At 60.7% G+C, this 18,161-nt stretch carries 23 protein-coding genes; 21 read left to right on the top strand and 2 right to left on the bottom strand.

Features of this window, described 5'->3' with window-relative positions:
* Nucleotides 1–255: 255 nt before the first annotated feature.
* The 8 genes from Q4T40_21835 (at nucleotide 256) to Q4T40_21870 (ending at nucleotide 4,998) form a co-directional block, all read left to right on the top strand.
* The gene (locus tag Q4T40_21835; protein MDT8903881.1) at nucleotides 256–498 is read left to right on the top strand and encodes a hypothetical protein; all 243 of its coding nucleotides are present in this window, start codon (nucleotides 256–258) and stop codon (nucleotides 496–498) included.
* Between the two features lie 19 nt (nucleotides 499–517).
* Nucleotides 518–715, top strand: a complete 198-nt coding sequence (locus Q4T40_21840) for a hypothetical protein (protein MDT8903882.1) — start codon at nucleotides 518–520, stop codon at nucleotides 713–715.
* A 206-nt stretch (nucleotides 716–921) separates the two neighbouring features.
* A complete protein-coding gene (locus Q4T40_21845) occupies nucleotides 922–1,419 on the top strand; it encodes a hypothetical protein (protein ID MDT8903883.1) in 498 nt (165 codons plus the stop codon).
* 8 nt (nucleotides 1,420–1,427) lie between these two features.
* Nucleotides 1,428–2,639 (top strand): secretin N-terminal domain-containing protein, encoded by a 1,212-nt coding sequence (locus Q4T40_21850; protein ID MDT8903884.1) that lies wholly within the window; start codon nucleotides 1,428–1,430, stop codon nucleotides 2,637–2,639.
* A gap of 19 nt (nucleotides 2,640–2,658) precedes the next feature.
* On the top strand, nucleotides 2,659–3,333 hold the full coding sequence (locus tag Q4T40_21855) for a response regulator transcription factor (protein MDT8903885.1): 675 nt from the start codon (nucleotides 2,659–2,661) through the stop codon (nucleotides 3,331–3,333).
* A 66-nt stretch (nucleotides 3,334–3,399) separates the two neighbouring features.
* Entirely contained in the window at nucleotides 3,400–3,843 is a 444-nt protein-coding gene (locus Q4T40_21860; GenBank protein MDT8903886.1) for a glycosyltransferase, read from the top strand.
* Nucleotides 3,844–3,907: 64 nt separating this feature from the next.
* Nucleotides 3,908–4,069: a hypothetical protein gene (locus tag Q4T40_21865; GenBank protein MDT8903887.1), complete on the top strand. Its 162-nt coding sequence runs from the start codon at nucleotides 3,908–3,910 to the stop codon at nucleotides 4,067–4,069.
* Nucleotides 4,070–4,200: 131 nt separating this feature from the next.
* A complete protein-coding gene (locus Q4T40_21870; protein MDT8903888.1) occupies nucleotides 4,201–4,998 on the top strand; it encodes a sugar phosphate isomerase/epimerase family protein in 798 nt (265 codons plus the stop codon).
* 45 nt (nucleotides 4,999–5,043) lie between these two features.
* On the opposite strand, the gene Q4T40_21875 is transcribed toward Q4T40_21870, so the two are convergent.
* A complete protein-coding gene (locus Q4T40_21875; protein ID MDT8903889.1) occupies nucleotides 5,044–5,187 on the bottom strand; it encodes a hypothetical protein in 144 nt (47 codons plus the stop codon).
* A gap of 144 nt (nucleotides 5,188–5,331) precedes the next feature.
* Here Q4T40_21875 and Q4T40_21880 point away from each other — a divergent pair, with 144 nt between their 5' ends.
* Together Q4T40_21880 and Q4T40_21885 are read left to right on the top strand one after the other, a co-directional pair.
* Nucleotides 5,332–7,485 (top strand): ATP-dependent RecD-like DNA helicase, encoded by a 2,154-nt coding sequence (locus Q4T40_21880; GenBank protein ID MDT8903890.1) that lies wholly within the window; start codon nucleotides 5,332–5,334, stop codon nucleotides 7,483–7,485.
* Complete coding sequence (locus Q4T40_21885) at nucleotides 7,479–8,144, top strand: ComF family protein (GenBank protein ID MDT8903891.1); 666 nt, start codon at nucleotides 7,479–7,481, stop codon at nucleotides 8,142–8,144. Before Q4T40_21880 ends, Q4T40_21885 begins: the two co-directional genes overlap by 7 nt.
* 190 nt (nucleotides 8,145–8,334) lie before the next feature.
* Here Q4T40_21885 and Q4T40_21890 read toward each other — a convergent pair whose 3' ends face one another.
* Entirely contained in the window at nucleotides 8,335–8,931 is a 597-nt protein-coding gene (locus tag Q4T40_21890) for an HD domain-containing phosphohydrolase (protein ID MDT8903892.1), read from the bottom strand.
* Between the two features lie 180 nt (nucleotides 8,932–9,111).
* Between Q4T40_21890 and Q4T40_21895 the strand changes: the two genes are divergently transcribed.
* The 11 genes from Q4T40_21895 (at nucleotide 9,112) to Q4T40_21945 (ending at nucleotide 18,095) form a co-directional block, all read left to right on the top strand.
* Nucleotides 9,112–9,513 carry a flagellar protein gene (locus tag Q4T40_21895; GenBank protein MDT8903893.1) on the top strand — a complete coding sequence of 134 codons (402 nt, stop codon included), beginning with the start codon at nucleotides 9,112–9,114 and terminating at the stop codon, nucleotides 9,511–9,513.
* A 137-nt stretch (nucleotides 9,514–9,650) separates the two neighbouring features.
* Nucleotides 9,651–9,965: a flagellar biosynthesis anti-sigma factor FlgM gene (gene flgM, locus Q4T40_21900; protein MDT8903894.1), complete on the top strand. Its 315-nt coding sequence runs from the start codon at nucleotides 9,651–9,653 to the stop codon at nucleotides 9,963–9,965.
* A gap of 10 nt (nucleotides 9,966–9,975) precedes the next feature.
* A complete protein-coding gene (locus Q4T40_21905) occupies nucleotides 9,976–10,470 on the top strand; it encodes a flagellar protein FlgN (protein MDT8903895.1) in 495 nt (164 codons plus the stop codon).
* 33 nt (nucleotides 10,471–10,503) lie between these two features.
* Entirely contained in the window at nucleotides 10,504–12,315 is a 1,812-nt protein-coding gene (gene flgK / locus Q4T40_21910) for a flagellar hook-associated protein FlgK (GenBank protein ID MDT8903896.1), read from the top strand.
* A gap of 13 nt (nucleotides 12,316–12,328) precedes the next feature.
* A complete protein-coding gene (gene flgL / locus Q4T40_21915) occupies nucleotides 12,329–13,315 on the top strand; it encodes a flagellar hook-associated protein FlgL (GenBank protein MDT8903897.1) in 987 nt (328 codons plus the stop codon).
* A 14-nt stretch (nucleotides 13,316–13,329) separates the two neighbouring features.
* The gene (locus Q4T40_21920; GenBank protein ID MDT8903898.1) at nucleotides 13,330–13,626 is read left to right on the top strand and encodes a DUF6470 family protein; all 297 of its coding nucleotides are present in this window, start codon (nucleotides 13,330–13,332) and stop codon (nucleotides 13,624–13,626) included.
* Between the two features lie 32 nt (nucleotides 13,627–13,658).
* The gene (fliW, locus tag Q4T40_21925; protein MDT8903899.1) at nucleotides 13,659–14,114 is read left to right on the top strand and encodes a flagellar assembly protein FliW; all 456 of its coding nucleotides are present in this window, start codon (nucleotides 13,659–13,661) and stop codon (nucleotides 14,112–14,114) included.
* 2 nt (nucleotides 14,115–14,116) lie between these two features.
* Nucleotides 14,117–14,347: a carbon storage regulator CsrA gene (gene csrA, locus Q4T40_21930; GenBank protein ID MDT8903900.1), complete on the top strand. Its 231-nt coding sequence runs from the start codon at nucleotides 14,117–14,119 to the stop codon at nucleotides 14,345–14,347.
* Between the two features lie 312 nt (nucleotides 14,348–14,659).
* Nucleotides 14,660–15,874, top strand: a complete 1,215-nt coding sequence (locus Q4T40_21935) for a flagellin (protein ID MDT8903901.1) — start codon at nucleotides 14,660–14,662, stop codon at nucleotides 15,872–15,874.
* 96 nt (nucleotides 15,875–15,970) lie between these two features.
* On the top strand, nucleotides 15,971–16,261 hold the full coding sequence (locus Q4T40_21940; protein MDT8903902.1) for a hypothetical protein: 291 nt from the start codon (nucleotides 15,971–15,973) through the stop codon (nucleotides 16,259–16,261).
* The gene (locus tag Q4T40_21945; GenBank protein MDT8903903.1) at nucleotides 16,245–18,095 is read left to right on the top strand and encodes a DUF115 domain-containing protein; all 1,851 of its coding nucleotides are present in this window, start codon (nucleotides 16,245–16,247) and stop codon (nucleotides 18,093–18,095) included. The genes Q4T40_21940 and Q4T40_21945 overlap by 17 nt, the downstream gene beginning before the upstream one ends.
* Nucleotides 18,096–18,161: the final 66 nt, after the last annotated feature.

An 18,161-nucleotide genomic window follows, 5' to 3' on the forward strand; every position in this document is an offset into this window, starting at 1 on the left:
CCTTGCGAGCGCCAAAAAAACAAGCCCTCGCCGGCCCGGAGGGCATCGGCGGGGCGGCGGGGCATCCTGTTGCGCTCAAGCGCTGTCGTTTTTCCCGGTCTTGCTGAAGACCGTGCAAGCAAGCAGACTCATGCCTTGGGCGTCCTTGCGGGCACATTTCGCACCTCGCTGCGAAAAAAGTCGGAACAATCTGCTTGATTTGGTAAAATTTTACAGGTATGATATAAACAATCATTGAGTTCACGGGAGGGCTATATGGACAGCCAACTCGCGCGGATATTCGAACTCAAGTCCCAGCTCCTAGACCTGGGCTACCACGCTTTTCAGGTCGACGCCATGCAGAAGGAGATCCTCGGTGACGCCGTCCCCGAGGAGGTCGGCGCCGAAAAGCGGCGGCAGGTCATTGATGCCCTCGAGAAATACGCCTACTTCGCCATCAAAGCCCGGCACGGCGGCGGGGGCGACATGCGCCGCTACCCCGGTCCGCCCAGGAAATGAAAACGCACAGGAGGTGTCCATGCACTACACGGACCGAAAGCCCATCCGCCTATGGGGCGACGGGGTCGAAAACCTTTCCCGGATATGGCGCTGCGGCCACTGCGGCGCCAAAATATACTGCGGGCGCCTGACCACGCAGCCGGCCTGCCGCTGCCTGTGCGGCAAGGCAGCCTGGCGGATGTCCGGGCCGCATACCGCTGCGGACCGCCTTCTTTAAGACGGCAGACGACAAAAAATCCTGTGACTATTCACAGGATTTTTCTGTTAAGGGATAATATTTATCTTTTCGTTGCCTTATCATGCGCGGAACCACTATTTCTTACAGGATTTCTCCGCACGGCGTCGAATATTATGTCGAATAAAACGTTTAACTTCCGCCGTAAGGCTACCGAAAATAATAACGTAGAGTGGAGTGTCCGAAAGATGTCGCCGATTTTTGCGGCTTTCGCTTCCCGCTGGCGCCTGCTCACGCTACTGGCCGTCGTCGCCGCCCTGACCGCCACCATGTATTACCGCAGCCTGCCGGATACACCCTTGGCGCCGTCCGGCGTCATAACCAAGGTTGCCGTGCCGTTCCAGCCCGGCAAGCCGGTCATGCCCAAAGGCTACCAGCCCGAACTCGCCGTGCGCGACCCCTTCGCCGTCCCGGCCGAATTCCTCTCCAGGCAGCAGCCTATCCCCGGCGCGCCAAAGGCCAAACAGACCGACGAGCGGCAGATCCGCCAGGCGGAAATAATGCCTGTTCTCACCGGCGTCATCATGTCCGGCGATGTCGGCTCGGCCATCATCCAATACGGCGCCGACAGCCGCTCCTACCGCCGAGGCGACTACGTGGGCCCTTACCAGATCGTCGCCATCAGCAACCACTACGTAACGCTGCACGGCCCGGGAGGCCGACTGACTCTCGGCCTGGGAAGGTGAATACATAAATGCGGACTAAAAGATACATCGCGCTTGTCAGCCTGCTGCTGCTACTGTTCGCCGGCCGGGCGGCCGCCGGGCCGCTCGTCAACATGAATGTCGTCAACACCGAAGTGCGCGACGTGCTCACCGCCCTGGCCAGCGTCGGCGGCGTCAGCATCGTCGCCGACGACTCGGCTTCCGGAAAGATTACCATCCAACTCACCAATGTCCCCTTCGAAACCGCCCTCGATTTGGTCACCAAGACCAAGGGACTCGTCTACCAGCGGATGGGTAACGTAATCGTCGTCGCCACCCCCGAAAAACTCAGCAAAGGCTTCGGCAACGTCCAGATCATCAAGATCAACTACGCCCAGGCCGCCGAAATCAAAAAAACCCTCGCTCTCATCATCCCCGAAGAGCGGCTCAAGGTCGACCAGGCGACCAACTCCATCATCTTCAGCGGCTCGCCGGCCGAAGCGGCCAGCATCCGCGAGACGCTCGAAGAACTCGACGTCCCCTACCGGCAGATATCCCTCGAAGCCCAGGTGGTATCCATCAACAAAACCGCCAGCAAGAACCTCGGCATCGACTGGAAATGGTCGGGCCTGCCCGCCAAGACCGAATACGATACATCGACAACCTCCGGCTCCACCACCACCCAAACCACCGTCACCCGCGAATACCCCGGCGTCATCAGCTTCGGCCGCACCCCCGAGGGCCGGAAGTACGAATTCACCTTCCAGGCCACCCTGAACGCCCTACTCACCAAAGGCGACGCCAAAATCCTCGCCAAGCCCAACATCACCACCCTCGACGGCAAGCAAGCCAACATCCTCATCGGCGACCGCATCCCCGTCCTCGTGGAGAAAACCGAAAACGGCAAAACGACCAACACCATCGAATACGTCGAAGCCGGCATAAGGCTCAAATACACCCCCCGCATCAACGCCGACGGCCTGATAACCGCCGTCGTCCATACCGAAGTCAGCACCCCCACCCTCGTCACCGAGATGAAAGCCTACCGCATCAGCACCCGTGAAGCCGAAACCAACGTCCGCATGAAAGACGGCGAGACCATGGTCATCGGCGGCCTGATCAACACCGAGGAATCGGGAGGCAAAAACCGCATCCCGGGGCTGGCCGACCTGCCCATCCTCGGCAAACTGTTCGAAAGCAACTCCAAATCCAAATCGGAAACCGAAGTCATGATTTTCCTGACGGCCCGGATAGTTAAATAGCGAAGGGATGTGAGGATCGATGCCGATCCGGATTCTGATCGCCGACGACCACGCCCTGCTTCGGCAAGGCATCAAAAACGTGCTCGAACTCGAAAGCGATTTCTCCATCGTCGCCGAAGCCGGCGACGGCGAGGAAGCGGTGCGCAAGGCCGACGAAGCGGTTCCCGACATAGCCCTCCTGGACATCAACATGCCGCGCCTCAACGGCCTGGAAGTCACCAAACGCATCCGCGCCGCCCAGCCTGGCGTCAAAGTCATCATCCTCACCATTCATGACGACGAAAGCTATGTGGTCGAAGTCGTCAAAGCGGGCGCCGCCGGCTACCTCCTCAAGGACGTCGAGCCCGGCATGCTCATCAAAGCCATCCGGACCGTCTACGAGGGAGAATCGTTCATCTATCCCACCCTCGCCAGAAAACTTTTCGGCGAAATCACCCGCCTCGAGGAAGAACGGCGTCACGGCCCCGCCAGCATCCTCCAGCACGGCCGCGACGAACGCCTTACCCTGCGCGAGCTCGAAGTCCTGCAGCTCATCGCCAAAGGCCTCAGCAACCAGGAAATCGCCCACAAACTCTTCCTCAGCGAAAAAACCGTCAAAAACCACCTCACCAACATCTTCCGTAAAATCGACGTCGCCGACCGCACCCAGGCCGTCCTCTACGCCATCAAAAACAAGATAGTCGTCCTCGACTGAACGGGCAGGCACCACCGAACCGCCGCCACATATAATATCCTATCCCGGAAAAGGGGGTAGGATATTTTGCTTTTCCCTTACTGGCTGACTGTCGTCACCGTCTCCCTCGCCCTCTACGGGCTATGGCACGTCTTCCGCGACCTGCTCGGCCTGTGGGCCGGCGGCCGGCCGGGCAGGGCCCTCAGCGCCAGCCTGCTCGTAGTCGTCCGCAACGCCGAAGACAGCATCGAGGACAATCTGCGCCGCCTGCTGTACGAAACCGCCCTCGAGCCGGCGTGGCAGGAAATAATCGTCGTCGATCACGGTTCCCACGACCTTACCCCCGCCATCCTCGACCGGCTGGCCGCCGCCTACCCGCTCCTTAAAATCGTCCATCTGCCGCCCGGCGCCAGGCCGGTCGCCGACGCCATCCCCTTCTGCCAGGGTGAAGTCCTCGAAATAATCGACCTCGAAAGCCGCCTGGGCAGCGCCGACTGGGACGCGGCCGTCAGCAGGCTCATGCGCCGCTAGCAGGGACCTGCATAATTACGTTGGCGGAGGAAATACTGCATAGCAAGCGATAAGGGGGTGCACCATGGACAAGCGAACAGACAACGCCGAGACAGGATACAAATGCAGCCGGTGCGGCGGCATGTTCGGCAGCCACGCCGCCGACGTGGTCCGCTGCCCGTTCTGCAGCATGCTCTGTGAAGAGACAAGCTGCCGGGTGGTCGATTTCAGCAACGAGGAATACTAATCAAGGGAGGGAAAAATACTTCTCCCGGCGAATAGAAAAATATAGCAAATAAAAGCGGGCATCTGCGCGGGACGCAAGCAGATAAACAAGCGGTTATCAACGGCCGGTATCGAGGAGAGAGGAGATGGGCAATGCGGCTCATCATCAGCGCCGTCACCTGGGACCAATACCTGCGCTCGGGGATGTGCCAGCTTGAGCTTGTGCCGGTGGCGGACAAATACGGCTGTGCCGGCATCGAATTCCGCCCCTACTGGCGAAGCTCCATGGAAGAACTCTACGAAATCCAGGACTTCCTGGCCGAATATAACCTTGAATGCACCTATGCGGCCAACGATTGTCTGCTGGCCGCCACCGAGGAAGGCACCCGCCAGTCACTGCTGCGGGTGGAAAAAAGCCTCGCCAAAGCCGAACGGCTGGGAGCCAAGGTATTGCGGGTCCTGGTAGCCGTCGGGCCGGTCGCCGGGGCGCAGCTCGAAGCCGCCTGGTGGCGGCGGGAGATCGGGCTGCTTATCGACGCCGCGGCGGCCAAAGGCATTATCATCGCCGTCGAGAACGCCCCCAACCCCACTACCGGCGACGCCGGACTCCTGCGCGACCTCGTCGCCCCGTTCGCCTCGCCGTGGTTCAAAGTCACCTTCGACACCGGCAACTGGCTGCCCGCCGGCTGGGACCCGCTGCAGGCCGCCGACATCCTCGCCGGCCACATCGGCTACGTTCACCTCAAAGACATGATCAAACGGCCGGACGGCTTCGTGCCCGCCTACCCGGGCGAAGGCGACATGGACCTCGCGGCCGTCATCGACAAAATTGAGCAAACAGGGTACCGGGGCCTCTACGCACTGGAATTTCCCGGCGGGCGCAGCCCGGCGTCCAAAGTCAAAGCCAGCCTCAAGCACCTGCGCAAAATCAACATCGAGTTTACCAAATAAAAACAGCCCTGACGTCAGTCAGGGCTGTTTTTCAGGTTCCGGAAATCAGCGGAACATCACGACGACCGTTACCACCGCGTAAGCCATCCCGCAGAACAGGGCAGCCTGGACGAGATAATCCGAAGTCCGGGCCGGCCTCATGACCGAGCGGCGCTTGTAATAGTGATAGCTGTACATATCCTCTTTCATGCAGCATCACCTCTTGATGTAAATTACTGTAAACCTTCCACGCAATTGGCAATATTCCTGCCGGAATAAGAAAAAAATCTGCAGGAATTATGGAAAGTTGCTGCGAATCTATAGAACAATTGTTTGGGACGCCGAGGAGGAGCCATGCAGTCACTAACAGGTACGGTCGAAAGCATAGTATACCGCAGCGACGGCGACGACTTCACCGTCTTCCGCCTCGTGCCCGCGCGGGAAAATGTCCCTGTCAGCGTCGTCGGCAACTTTCCTGCGCCGCTCGTCGGCGAAGAACTGGACCTCACCGGCGACTGGGTCGAGCACAGCCGTTTCGGCCGGCAGTTCAAAGCCGCCTCCTGCCGCCGCCTGGCGCCCACCACCGTCAAGGGCATCGAACGCTTCCTGGCCTCCGGCGCCATCAAAGGCATCGGTCCGGCCACCGCCGCCCGCATGGTCGCCCGTTTCGGCGACCGCACCCTGGAAATGCTTGAGAACTATCCCCACCGCCTCACCGAAATAGAAGGCATCGGCGCCAAAAAAGCCGCCGTCATCCGCGCCTCCTTCGCCGAACACTCCGACCTCAGGGAAATAATGCTCTTCCTCGAAACCCACGGCGTCACCGGCGCGTATGCCGGCAGAATATATAAACACTACGGCGCGGCGGCCCTCGCCGTCCTCAAGGAAAACCCCTACCGGCTGGCCGCCGAGGTCGATGGCATCGGCTTCCGCATCGCCGACCACATCGCCCTTGCCCTCGGCCACGACAAAAGCGACCCCGCCCGGCTGACCGCCGGCATCGAATACGCCCTCCTGCAGACCGCCCAGACCGGCCACTGCTGCCTTCCCGAAGAAGTACTCGTACAGGAGAGCGCCAAACTCCTCGGCGCGGACGCCATCGATATAGCCGTCTGCCTAGCCGGCCTCGTGCGCGACAACAACCTCCACACCGAAGACAGCCAGGGCACCACCCTCATCTACCCCGGCCTCCTCTACCACGCCGAAACCCAGGTCGCCGCCAGGCTCAAACGCCTGCAGGAACGGGCCTTCCCCGCCGAAAGCGGCGATGCGGTCCGGGCGGTGGACGCCTGGGAGGAGCGGGAGGGGATCACCCTCGCCGCCGCCCAGCGCGAAGCGGTTGCCGCCGCCCTCCGCCACGGCGTCCTCGTCCTCACCGGCGGTCCCGGCACCGGCAAAACCGTCACCGTCAAAGGCATCCTCGCCGTCCTCGCCGAACAGGGGTTCAAAATCCTCCTCGGCGCGCCCACCGGCCGGGCCGCCAAGCGCCTTAGCGAAGCCTGCGGCCGCGAAGCCGCCACCATTCACCGCCTCCTCGAAGCTACCGGCGGCCGTGAAGGCGCCCCCCAATTCCTGCGCGACGAGCGCACTCCCCTCGACGCCGACGTCGTCATCATCGACGAAGCCTCCATGATCGACATCACCCTTATGTATTACCTCCTCAGGGCCGTTCCCGAAGGCTGCCGCTTCGTCCTCGTCGGCGACGTCGACCAGCTTCCCGCCGTCGGGCCCGGCTCCGTCCTCAAAGACATCATCCGCTCCGGCACCGTCCCCGTCGTGCGCCTCAGCGAAGTATTCCGCCAGGCCGGCGAAAGCGTCATCGTCGTCAACGCTCACCGCATCAACCGCGGCCTCTTCCCCGACACCCGCTCCAGCGCCGACTTCCAGTTCCGCGAAGTCGCCGACGAAGCGGCCGTAGCCGCCGCCATCGTCCGGCTGTGCGGCGAGGAACTGCCGGCCGCCGGCCTCGACCCCCTCGCCGACGTCCAGGTCCTGTCGCCCATGCACCGCCAGCAGTGCGGCGTCGAAAACCTCAACCGCCTCCTCCAGGCAGCCCTCAATCCCTCTACGCCCGCGCGCCCATCCGTGGGCGGCGGAGCGCTGCGCCTCGGCGACAAAGTCATGCAAACCCGCAACAACTACGGCAAAGGCGTCTTCAACGGCGACATTGGCTACATCGTCGGCGCCGACAGCGGCATCGCCCTCGTCCGTTACCCCGACGGCGACGTCCTCTACGAAAAAGCCGAAATCGACGAACTCATCCTCGCCTACGCCATGAGCGTCCACAAAAGCCAGGGCAGCGAATACCCCGCCGTCGTGATGCCCCTCGTCGCCGGCCACTACATCATGCTCCAGCGCAACCTCCTCTACACCGCCGTCACACGCGCCAAACAGAGCGTCATCCTTCTCGGCACCAAAGCCGCCCTCAACACCGCCCTCGCCAACGACCGCACCCGGCGGCGCTACTCGCTGCTCGCCGAGCGCCTCAGGGGTGAGAGCTTGTGCTGAGCGACTGGTGGGCGGCCCTCCTCGACCTAATCTACCCGCCCCGCTGTCCCGTCTGCCGGAGCCCGGTCGCCATCCACGGCGCCTGGTGCCCCGTTTGTCTCGCCCCCGTCCTCGCCGGGCACGAACTGAACCTCGCCGGTCGCCGCCTCGCCGCCCTCGACTCCTGCCGGGTGCGGTGCGACTACGTCGCCGGCGTCAAAACCCTTCTCCACCGGCTAAAATTCCGCGGCGACACCCGCGCCGCCGCCTCGCTCGCCTGGCTGCTCACCGCCCGGCGCGACGGCCTCCGCCTCGCCGGCATCCAGGTCGTTGTGCCCGTTCCCCTGCACCCCGGCCGTCATGCCGAGCGCGGCTACAACCAGACCGAACTCATCTTCCGCCGCTGGAGCGAGCGCCAGGGACTGCCGTGGCTCGACGCCCTCGTCCGCACCCGCCCAACCGCGCCCCAGTGGGAACTCGTTCCCGCCGAACGCCGCCGCAACGTAAGAGGCGCCTTCGCCCTCGCGCACCCGGAAGCCATCCGCGGGAAAATCGTCCTGCTCGTCGACGACATCGTCACCACCGGCGCCACCGTCAACGAATGCGCCAAGGTATTGAAGAGGGGCGGGGCCAAGGCCGTCCATGCCCTCGCCCTCGCCGGCGGAGATTACGGCCGTTGATAAGCCGCCATCTGCGGCGTTGCTCCTCGGAGCGATTGCTTGCGTACATCCGAGTACGCGGCGCGGCTCGCTCCTCCGGTGCGCCTAGCATCCGGGGCCTTCTGAGCGGCCTCATGTCGGCGATACCGTGTTGAGTAATTAAAAACAAAAAACCCGGCTGCAAATGCAGTCGGGGCATATCTCTCTTCTTTTATCCCAGTGAATCGACGAACGCCTTCACAACCTCGTGGTCGAAGGCCGTACCGGAATGGTCGTTCAGCTCACGCACCGCTTCCTTCTTCGTCTTCACCCAGTGCTGGGTGCAGGGGTTGATGAACCGGTCGTAATGGTTGGCCACCGCGATGATGCGGGCGCCGAGGGGAATATTCACGCCCTTGAGGCGTTTCGGGTACCCCTTGCCGTCCCAGCGCTCGTGATGGTACCTGATATAAGGGATGATCTCCTGGCAGGCGGGGATATTCTCCAGCATCGCGCTGCCCGCGTTGCAGTGGTTCTTATACACGCTCTGCTCCCGCGTCGACAGATACGGCAGCTTGGCAAGCACGGCGTTGGGCACGGTCAACTGACCGACATCGTGAAGAATGGCGGCGACCCTGATGCGCTCGATCTCGTCCCGCGGCAGACGCATCTTGGCCGCTATGCTCACGGCATAGTTCGCCACTTGCTGGCTGTGCAGGTAAAGCTTGAGATTCTTCAGTTCGATGAGGCGCATCAGGATGGGCACGATCTCCTGAAGCGTCTCGGCGGCGTTGGCGCCGTTTTCCACAGCCTGCATAAGAGAAAGCATATACACAGAGGAACGACCTTCCCGCTTCAGAGTCTAGTCAAGTATAAATTAGATTTGGCTATAAACGTAGATTATCCTGCCGGGCGCAGAAAAAAAACCGGAAGTGAAGCAAATTGGGGCCAAAGACCTAGCGCATTTTGTCGAATATGCTATAATTTCCTTAGAAAGGGGGAGCGGACCATGAAGCTCACCAATTGTATCGAGTGTGGCAACCTTTGCGTCGAGAATCCCTCCAAGCTTTGCAACGACTGTATCCGTGCCGAGGAAGAAGCCGAGGACAAGGTGGCCGAATACCTGCGCAACACCGACAAGGCAACCCTCGAAGACATCCACAAAGCCACCGGCGTAAAACACAAAGTCATCCTTCGCATGCTCAAACGCGGCCGGATCTTCAGCGACGCCATCATCAGCTATCCGTGCGAGACCTGCGGCGCGCCCATCAACGAAGGCCGGGTATGCGCCAGCTGCAGCAGCAACATCGTCGGCCAGGTAAAGCACGAGGAGTGGAAGCCCGTCAAACCGCAGGAATCGGTACGCAAAGACGAGAAAATGTACACCAAAGACATCATCCAGAGAAAATAACCACGGAATCAGCCCCTAGGACGAGAAAAACGGGCAAAAAGCGGACATAAAGCTCAATAAGTTTCCTAAACGGCAAGTGGCGGCGGTTAAAACCCCCGCCATTTTTGACGATACTATAACAGGAGACTGCTATGTAAGTGAGGTGTCGCGCCGTGATTATTTCCGGCAAACAGATCCAAAGCATCATGAAAGTATATACAGACCAGAACAAAGTCGCCAAAAGCTCCAAAGCAGGCGACGTCGCTCCGGCTTCCAAGAAAGACGAAGTAATCCTTTCCACGCAGGCCCAGGAATTCGGCCAGATTTATCAGGCCATCAAGGCCCTGCCCGAAGTGCGCGAAGACAAGGTCAGAGAGTTGTCCGAAAAGATCGCCCAGGGCAACTACAGCGTCGACGCGAAGGAAGTGGCGGAAAAAATGCTCGGCCGTCTGATGGCCGACAGCATACGCTAAGGAGGACAATGTGGCCAATTGGGACAAGCTAATCAATCTGCTCGAAGAAATGGTCAGTCTCTATGAGGCCATCCTCGAACTTAGCCGGCAGAAGCGCGACATACTCATAGCCGTCAAACCGCAAGACCTCGAAGCGGTCACCAAGCAGGAAGAGCTCCTCATCCTGCAGGTCGGGAAACTGGAAGCGGCCCGCGGCAAACTCGTCCAGCAGCTTGCGGCGGCGGGCGGCGTCACCGCCCAGGATATCACCCTGGCCAAAATGAAAGAGCTGGCCGGCCCGGAAGCGGGCGTGCGCCTCGACAAAATCGCGGCCGAATTCGAACGCATCATGGCCGAACTCGCCCCGGTCAATAAGCTCAACGCCGAACTTATTCAACAGGCGCTCGGCTTCATCAACTACAACATAAACCTCCTGACGCAGAGCTCGGCCGGACCCACCTACGCCCCGCAGGGCAAAACCCCCCAGGACAATCAGGTCCGGAAGCTGGTCGACAGAAAGATATAATCCGCAACCTTAAGAATAACGGGGTAAACGAACATGCGCTCGACCTTCAGCGGCCTAAACACGGTCGTCCGCGGCATATACGCCCAGCAGCTGTCGCTCGACACCGTCGGCCACAATATCGCCAACGCCAATACGGAAGGATATTCCCGCCAGCGCGTCAACCTGGCCACCACCCTGCCCGAGGTAGTCTACGGCGGGTCGGGGGCGTTACAGGTCGGCACCGGCGTCGCCATCGAGTCCGTCACCCGCGCCCGCGACATCTTCATGGACAGGCAGTACTGGAAAGAATCCTCGTCCCTCGGCTACGGGGCGACCTCGGTCAGCACCTACAGCCAGGTCGAAGACATCTTCAACGACGAACTGCCCGACCTCGGCATCCAGACCGTTCTCAACAACTTCTGGCAGTCCTGGGAAACGCTGTCCACGAGCGCTTCCAACGACAGCGCCCGCACCGCCGTCCGGGAGCGGGGGGCCGAACTCGTCGACGCCATCCAGCACGCCGCCGGTCAGCTCAAGGACATGGTCGCCAACATCAACGACACCCTGTCCGCCAAAGTCAAGGAAATCAACGAAATGTCGTCCGAGATATACACCCTCAACAAACAGATATCCAACATCGAGGTTGGCGGCCGCGACAACGCCAACGACCTGCGCGACCGGCGCGACTATCTTACCGACAAACTGTCGAAAATGATGAACGTCCGCGTCTTCGAAGACTCCGAGCGCAACTACGTCATCCAGGTATCGGACGTCGTCCTCGTCGACGGCGGCGGCTACACGCCGCTGGCCCTCAATAACCCCGCCACCTCCATGGACGCCGATTACGGCTTCGAGGCCAGATACGTCGTCGTCGCCGGCGGCGCCAACCAGCGGGTCAACTTCACCAACGGCGAAATGAAAGCCCTGCAGGAAGCCAACTCCACCATCCCCAAAAACTACCTCGACAAACTCTCCACCATCAGCAAATACCTGCTCCAGGAATTCAACGCCGTCCACCGTGCCGGCTTTGGCACCGACAACTCCACTAACAACAACTTCTTCGGCAACCCGTCCGTCAACTACGGCGACCCTACCGCCATCCCGCCGGTAGCCGGGCCGGTCCTGTCGAAAGGCGGCTGGATCAACGCCCTCAGCATCAACAGCGACCTTTACAACGACGGCGGCATCGCCAAAATCGCCGCCAAAACCCTTATCAGCAACCCCGTAAACCAAAGCAACGCTTCCGGCGGACAGGCATCGGTCGGCGGCACATACACCGCCGCTCCCGCCGCCAACGCCTACCAGGTCAGAATCGACAATGTTACCGGCACAGGCCAGGTTGACCAAGCAAGTTATTCCCTCGACGGCGGCATAACCTGGACGGCAGTCGCCGCGGCCGACCTCGACACCTCCAACGCCAACTTCACCGTCGTCAACAACCTGCCCAACGGCCTCAGCCTCACCGTTAACACCGACGCCCAGAACACCGCCCTTGACACCTACAACTTCAGCGTCCCCCAGGGCAACGCCTCGGGCGACAACGCCAAGCTGCTCAACAGCAAGCTAAAAGACCCCACAGCGGCCGCCTCGGGACTTAAAGGCGCCTCCCTCGACGGCTTCTACAACTCCATGATCGGCGAGCTCGGCGTCCAGGCCCAGACCAGCCAGCGGCTCGAAGAAAACCAGCAGACCCTCGTCGATCAGATCGAAAATTGGCGCCAGGCCACCGCCGGCGTCAACATCGACGAAGAAATGACCAACATGATCCGCTTCCAAAAGGGCTACAACGCCGCGGCGCGGATCCTCACGTCCCTCGACGAAATGCTCGACAAACTCATCAACGGGACCGGCGTAGTCGGTCGCTAGGGGGTAGAACGCGATGCGGATCGCTAACAGCACGATAATCTACAACTTCCTTTCCAGCCTCAACAAATCCCAGCAGCGGATGAACAAATACCAGGAACAGCTGTCGGACGGCAAAATCGTCCACCGGCCCTCCGACGACCCCGTGCGGGCCATCCGCAGCCTGCGGCTCAATACCGACCTCATGACCAACGAACAATACACCCAGAACGCCAAAGACGCCCAATCGTGGATGAACCAGTCCGACTCCTCCCTCGACGGCGTTGTCAGCGTCCTGGAAAGAGCCAGGGAATTGGTGATCGACGCCGTCAGCGCCAATCCCGAAATCGCTTACACCACCGCCGCCACCGAAATCAACGGCCTCATCAACCAGGCCGTCTCCCAGGCCAACGCCCAGAGCGGCGACCGCTACATCTTCGCCGGTCAGCAGGACAAAGTGGCCGGCGGCCCGTTCGAACGCAAAACCATCACCGTCAATATCGCCGGTGTTGACACCCCGACCGAAGTCGTCGTATACAAAGGCGACGACAACAAAATCTCCATGCGCATCCAGCCCGGGGCAGCCAACCCCAACCAGGACAGCGTCAACGTCACCGGCGAGGACGTCTTCGGTCCCATGACCACCGTTCAGGACAGCGTAACCGGCGAAATCTACACCGTATCCACCGCCTTCCGCGACCTGCTGGCGATCAAAGACCAACTGGCGTCCGGCACTCCCGATCTCAGCTACATGTCGACAACAGCCCTGACCAACGTCGACAAAGTCACCGACCGGGTGCTGCTCGCCCGGACCCAGATCGGCACGCGCATGGCGACTTACGAGATGGGTCAGAACCTGCTGGAAAACAACTATGTCACCATCGGCGAAAACGTCGCCGCCAACGACGACATCGACATCGCCCGGCTGACCATCGACTTCAAAAACGGCGAGAACATCTACAACGCGGCTCTGGCGGTCGGGGCGAAGATCATGCCCCAGTCGCTGGTCGACTTCCTCAGATAGCGGGGTAAAACCTCATGAGCCGACTGCTCCTCACCATCGACCAGACGCCCTGCCGGGCGTCTTACGGCATCCTGGGCCACGAGGCTTTCCGCCGCGACCTCGTCGCCAAGCAGCGCGGCGTCGTCCAGGAAGCCATCGCCAACTACGTCAGCCGCGGCGACCGTCTGTCCAAGGCCGCGCCCGGCAACAGCATCCCCGACCTTGCCGCCGAGCTCTATCTCAGCAAGCCCGTCCCCCAGGTCGCCCTCGTGCCGGTCGAACGGCCGGTCATCGGCCTCGCCGAAGTCAGCGTCATCGACATGGTCATCTGAGCCGCACCCCATACTCGTTGAGAGGTGAGATAATGGTTATAGAATCAATCCGCTTCGGATCCCTCGAAGTCGACGAACATGACATCATCCGTTTCCCCCAGGGTCTGCTAGGCTTCGGCGAAGAAAAAGCCTTCGTTTTTCTCCCGCACGGCCAGGACAGCCCGTTCGCCTTCCTGCAGTCGGTCAGCCAGCCCGAGCTCACCTTCTTCATCGCCGACCCATTTCAGTTCTTCGCCGACTACGAATTCGAACTCGACGACGACCTTGCCGGCCAGATCGGCCTTACCGCCGACTGCCCCCTGCAGGTCTTCTGCATCGTCACCGTCGCCGATAAGCTCGAAGAAATGACCGCCAACCTGCTCGCGCCGGTTGTCGTCAACTGGCGGGAGCGCAGCGCCGTCCAGGCCGTCCTCGACAGGAAAGGCTACACCACCCGCCACCGGCTCTTCCCGGACGGGTTTCCCACAAAGCCCAAGGAGGGCAAATAACCATGCTGGCCCTCACCCGCAAATGCGGCGAAAAGATAGTAATCAACGACAACATCGTCGTCACCGTCGTCGACATCAAGGGCGACAGCGTCCGGCTCGCCATCCAGGCGCCGCGTGAAGTAAAGATATTCCGCGGCGAGCTCTACGAGGCCATCGCCGCCGAGAACAGGCAGGCCGCCGCGCCGCCGCCGGACGCCGGCCTCGACCTCTTGAAAACCATCCGCAAAAAATAGCCATTTCCGGAGGACTGCCCTTCCAGAGCAGTCCTCCGTCATTTTGCGGCCGCCGCCAAAAAATATTGCGACAAATGACTTATTCCTCAAAAACTGGCGAACAGGGGAACATGAGCGACATAAACGCGTAAAAATACGCCAAACAGCTCCAAAATCGCCATAAATGTCTCTTAAAAATAGTTCGCGGCAAGGCGATATATTGAATGAGATGTTTATCAGCCCCGCCGCCGGTCGGCCGACGGTCCGGCGGGCTGGTTTACACCAAAAAACGGGCAAGGAAGCCCGCAGCAAAATTCAAGGAGGAATGAACCCGTGATTATCAACCACAACATCGCAGCCCTCAACACCTACAACCGTCTGGCTGCCACCAACAACCAGACCAACAAGGCCCTCGAAAAACTGTCGTCCGGCCTCAGGATCAACCGCGCCGGCGACGACGCCGCCGGCCTGGCGATTTCGGAAAAAATGCGCGGCCAGATCCGCGGCCTCGACATGGCTTCGAAAAACGCCCAGGACAGCATCTCGCTCATCCAGACCGCTGAAGGCGCGCTGACCGAATCGCACAGCATCCTGCAGCGTATGCGCGAACTGGCCGTCCAGTCGGCTAACGACTCGAACACTGACCAGGACCGCCTCGAGCTGCAGGCTGAGGTCAAGAACCTCATCAGCGAGCTCGACCGTATCGGCAACACCACCGAATTCAACACCAAGAAACTGCTCGACGGCTCGGCCAAAGGCGTCAAGGAAGCGGTTGACGGCACCGTCCATGTCAACAACAACTCCTCGATCACCCTCAACGCCACCGACATGGCCGGCCTGGCCTCCGGCATCGCCGACACCGGCCTGAAAGACGGCGCCTTCATGATCGTCCGCGTCGCCGACCACGCCACCGCTGGTTTTGCAACGTCCGACTGGAAAGTCATCTCCAACGCCGGCAGCGAACTGAGCCTCTCCGACGCCTCCGCCGCTGGTATCGTTCTTACCTCCGACGTCATCACCATCGGCAGCGAAATCGCCGGCACCGGTACCGGCGGCTGGGCCGTAACCGGCGGCAGCATGGACGCCCAGATGAAGGTCGGCGAAAGCCTCACCTTCGTGTTCGGCAAGCACGAAGCCGAGTCCAACGACCTCGGCGGCTCGATCATGACCCAGATCGGCGCCAACGCCGGCCAGACGATGTTCATCGCCATCGGCGACATGCGCGCCAAGGCCATCGGCGTCGACGTCATCGACATCTCCAGCAAGTTCGGCGCCCAGACCGCCATCGAGACGGTCAACCTGGCGATCACCAAGGTCTCTTCGCAGAGAAGCTCCCTCGGCGCCATGCAGAACCGCCTCGAGCACACCATCAACAACCTCGGCGCGGCCTCCGAGAACCTGACCGCCGCCGAAAGCCGCATCCGCGACGTCGACATGGCCAAGGAAATGATGAACTTCACCAAGTCCAACATCATCAGCCAGGCCGCGACCGCGATGCTCGCCCAAGCCAACCAGCAGCCGCAGGGCGTTCTCCAGCTCCTTCGGTAACAACCGGTAAAGACAAATACTATAAACATGGTGACGGGGCCAGAGGCGCAAGCCTGCTGGCCCTGTCCATAGCATCAGGCGACTGGAGGATTTTTCATGGACGACAAACTGTTCGCCGCCATCGACCAATTGCAGGAGGAAGTCTTCGCCTATCGGCCGGCTGGAATCAACGCCGCCTTCCTGGCGCTGGTCGACGCCCTGGAATACTGGGTAAACAACGTTTTCCGGGCGGAGGAGCGCCCCGCCCTCAACCGTCTGCTGGAACTCATGCTCACTGCCTTCGACAACAAAGACTACCTGCTGGCCGCCGACCTCGCCGAGTACGAACTCAGGCCGATGGCCGCAGCCGCCCGGAAGAGGAGCGCCGACAATGTCACTGTATGCTGACAACCTCGCCTTCATCGCCAAGCACAACCCCGCCGTCTACCGGGCCCTGGCCGCCGACGCCGGCGACGGCGCCGACTCCGCAGATTACCTGCCTGAATCCGACAATTTTATCGTCCGCCGCAACGGCATGCAAATCCTCCTTCACAGCGAATTCGACCGCGAACGAGAATTCGACCGCCTGCTTCAGCCGGTCGGTGAGGCCGACAAGACCGTCGTCATATTCGGCCTCGGCAACGGCCAGGTCCTGCAGGCCCTCCGCCGGCGGCATCCCGCCGTCGAACACCTCGTCGTCATCGAACCTAACGTCGAAATCATGCGCTCTTTCCTCGCAAAGCACGACTTCGTGGAAAGCTTCAGCGTCTTCAATAAAGTATCGTTCGTCGTGGGCCAAAGTCCGGAAGAGGCCAGAAAAATGCTCGAAGGCCTTGTATTGTCGCTGACCTTCGCCGAGAAAAAAATGGCCTTCATCGCTCCGATCGCCTACCGGACGCTGTACGCAGACTACCACGGCCTGCTTGTTCAAGGAACCCTGGAGGCCATCCGCTTTCACCGCGTCAACAAGAATACCCTGGAATCCTTCCGGCTGCACTGGCTGATCAACGACTGGCGCAACCTCAGACACGTCTCCCCCGATGTCGGCGTATTCCGCGATACCTTTGCCGGTTGGCCGGCCGTCATCGTCTCCGCCGGCCCGTCGCTCAAGAAAAACATGCACCTGCTGCCCGAGGTCAAAAAACGGGCGCTTGTCATCGCCGTCGGCAGCGCCATCAGCATCCTCGACGCCCACGGCATCGTGCCCCATTTCCGCATCGCCGTCGATGCTACGGTCGAAAATCGGCCGCTATTCGAAAAAATCGACACTGCCGCCTGCCCGCTGCTCTACAACGACCACCTCTTCCACGAAATCCTTCCCGGCTACAAGGGCGCCAGAGTGCAGATGACGACGACCAACAACGACACCCTCGTGCCGCTGATATTTTCACGGGCCAAAATCAGTTCCTTGCCGGTGCGCAGCGGCTTTTCGGTCGCCAACATCGCCCTTTACCTGCTGGTTCAGCTGCGGTGCTCGACCATCGTCCTCATGGGCCAGGATCTCTGCTACACCCGCGGCAAGCTTCACGCCGAAGGCTCGTGGGACGAGGAAATCGAAGACCGCTACATCCGCAAGCAGATCGAAACCGTCGATATCCTCGGCAATCAAGTCTATACCGACAAAACGTTCATCGGCATGAAAAAGATCTTCGAAAGCATCATTGCCGACAGTCCGGAAGTCAAATACTTCAACGCCACCGAAGGCGGCCTCGCCATCGAAGGCGCCGAAAACGTCGCCCTCGCCGACCTTCTGGCCGGCCCGCTGGCCGAGCCCCGGCCGGTCACCTCCACCATCGAAACCATCTTGGCCGCCGAAAACGCCAACCTGCCGGCGAAAGCCGAAAAAATCGCCGCATCAGTCGAAGGAATCGCCGGTGAAGTGGCGAAAATCATCGAATATTGCCGTAGCGTCGACCGGCAGTACATTAAAGTACACCAATTGGTGGAAACCGGGGTCAACCGCGACCGGGTAATGGCGGAGACGAAAAAGCTGCGCACCCTGGTCGCGAAACTTGACAAGGTCGAGTACTACGCCAAAGTCGTGAAACCGGTCTTTGCCGAACGGTTCGAAATCCGCCGCGGCGCGATGGATTACAAGAACGACGACTGGCGCCGGCAATGGAGCGGAGAGATCGGCCTGCTGCGCCTGGAAATGCAGGAGATCCAGGAATACGTGCTTCGTACCCAGGCACTCATCGAAGAATATCAGGGAAAACGCCGCCTCAACATCGTCTTCGAATAAAGGGGCGTCTCCCGGAATGCAGGGCGGGATTTCCGCCCCGGCGCAGACGATAAACTAACAAACCGG

The sequence above is a fragment of the Selenomonadales bacterium 4137-cl genome, from assembly GCA_032334055.1.
Classification (GTDB): domain Bacteria; phylum Bacillota; class Negativicutes; order Sporomusales; family UBA7701; genus Anaeroselena; species Anaeroselena agilis.

Coding starts and splice junctions, on each gene's coding strand:
- Q4T40_21835 (MDT8903881.1), top strand. CDS start 256: ATGGACAGCCAACTCGCGCGGATATTCGAACTCAAGTCCCAGCTCCTA.
- Q4T40_21840 (MDT8903882.1), top strand. CDS start 518: ATGCACTACACGGACCGAAAGCCCATCCGCCTATGGGGCGACGGGGTC.
- Q4T40_21845 (MDT8903883.1), top strand. CDS start 922: ATGTCGCCGATTTTTGCGGCTTTCGCTTCCCGCTGGCGCCTGCTCACG.
- Q4T40_21850 (MDT8903884.1), top strand. CDS start 1,428: ATGCGGACTAAAAGATACATCGCGCTTGTCAGCCTGCTGCTGCTACTG.
- Q4T40_21855 (MDT8903885.1), top strand. CDS start 2,659: ATGCCGATCCGGATTCTGATCGCCGACGACCACGCCCTGCTTCGGCAA.
- Q4T40_21865 (MDT8903887.1), top strand. CDS start 3,908: ATGGACAAGCGAACAGACAACGCCGAGACAGGATACAAATGCAGCCGG.
- Q4T40_21870 (MDT8903888.1), top strand. CDS start 4,201: ATGCGGCTCATCATCAGCGCCGTCACCTGGGACCAATACCTGCGCTCG.
- Q4T40_21875 (MDT8903889.1), bottom strand. CDS start 5,187: ATGAAAGAGGATATGTACAGCTATCACTATTACAAGCGCCGCTCGGTC.
- Q4T40_21880 (MDT8903890.1), top strand. CDS start 5,332: ATGCAGTCACTAACAGGTACGGTCGAAAGCATAGTATACCGCAGCGAC.
- Q4T40_21890 (MDT8903892.1), bottom strand. CDS start 8,931: ATGCTTTCTCTTATGCAGGCTGTGGAAAACGGCGCCAACGCCGCCGAG.
- Q4T40_21895 (MDT8903893.1), top strand. CDS start 9,112: ATGAAGCTCACCAATTGTATCGAGTGTGGCAACCTTTGCGTCGAGAAT.
- flgK (MDT8903896.1), top strand. CDS start 10,504: ATGCGCTCGACCTTCAGCGGCCTAAACACGGTCGTCCGCGGCATATAC.
- flgL (MDT8903897.1), top strand. CDS start 12,329: ATGCGGATCGCTAACAGCACGATAATCTACAACTTCCTTTCCAGCCTC.
- Q4T40_21920 (MDT8903898.1), top strand. CDS start 13,330: ATGAGCCGACTGCTCCTCACCATCGACCAGACGCCCTGCCGGGCGTCT.
- fliW (MDT8903899.1), top strand. CDS start 13,659: ATGGTTATAGAATCAATCCGCTTCGGATCCCTCGAAGTCGACGAACAT.
- csrA (MDT8903900.1), top strand. CDS start 14,117: ATGCTGGCCCTCACCCGCAAATGCGGCGAAAAGATAGTAATCAACGAC.
- Q4T40_21940 (MDT8903902.1), top strand. CDS start 15,971: ATGGACGACAAACTGTTCGCCGCCATCGACCAATTGCAGGAGGAAGTC.
- Q4T40_21945 (MDT8903903.1), top strand. CDS start 16,245: ATGTCACTGTATGCTGACAACCTCGCCTTCATCGCCAAGCACAACCCC.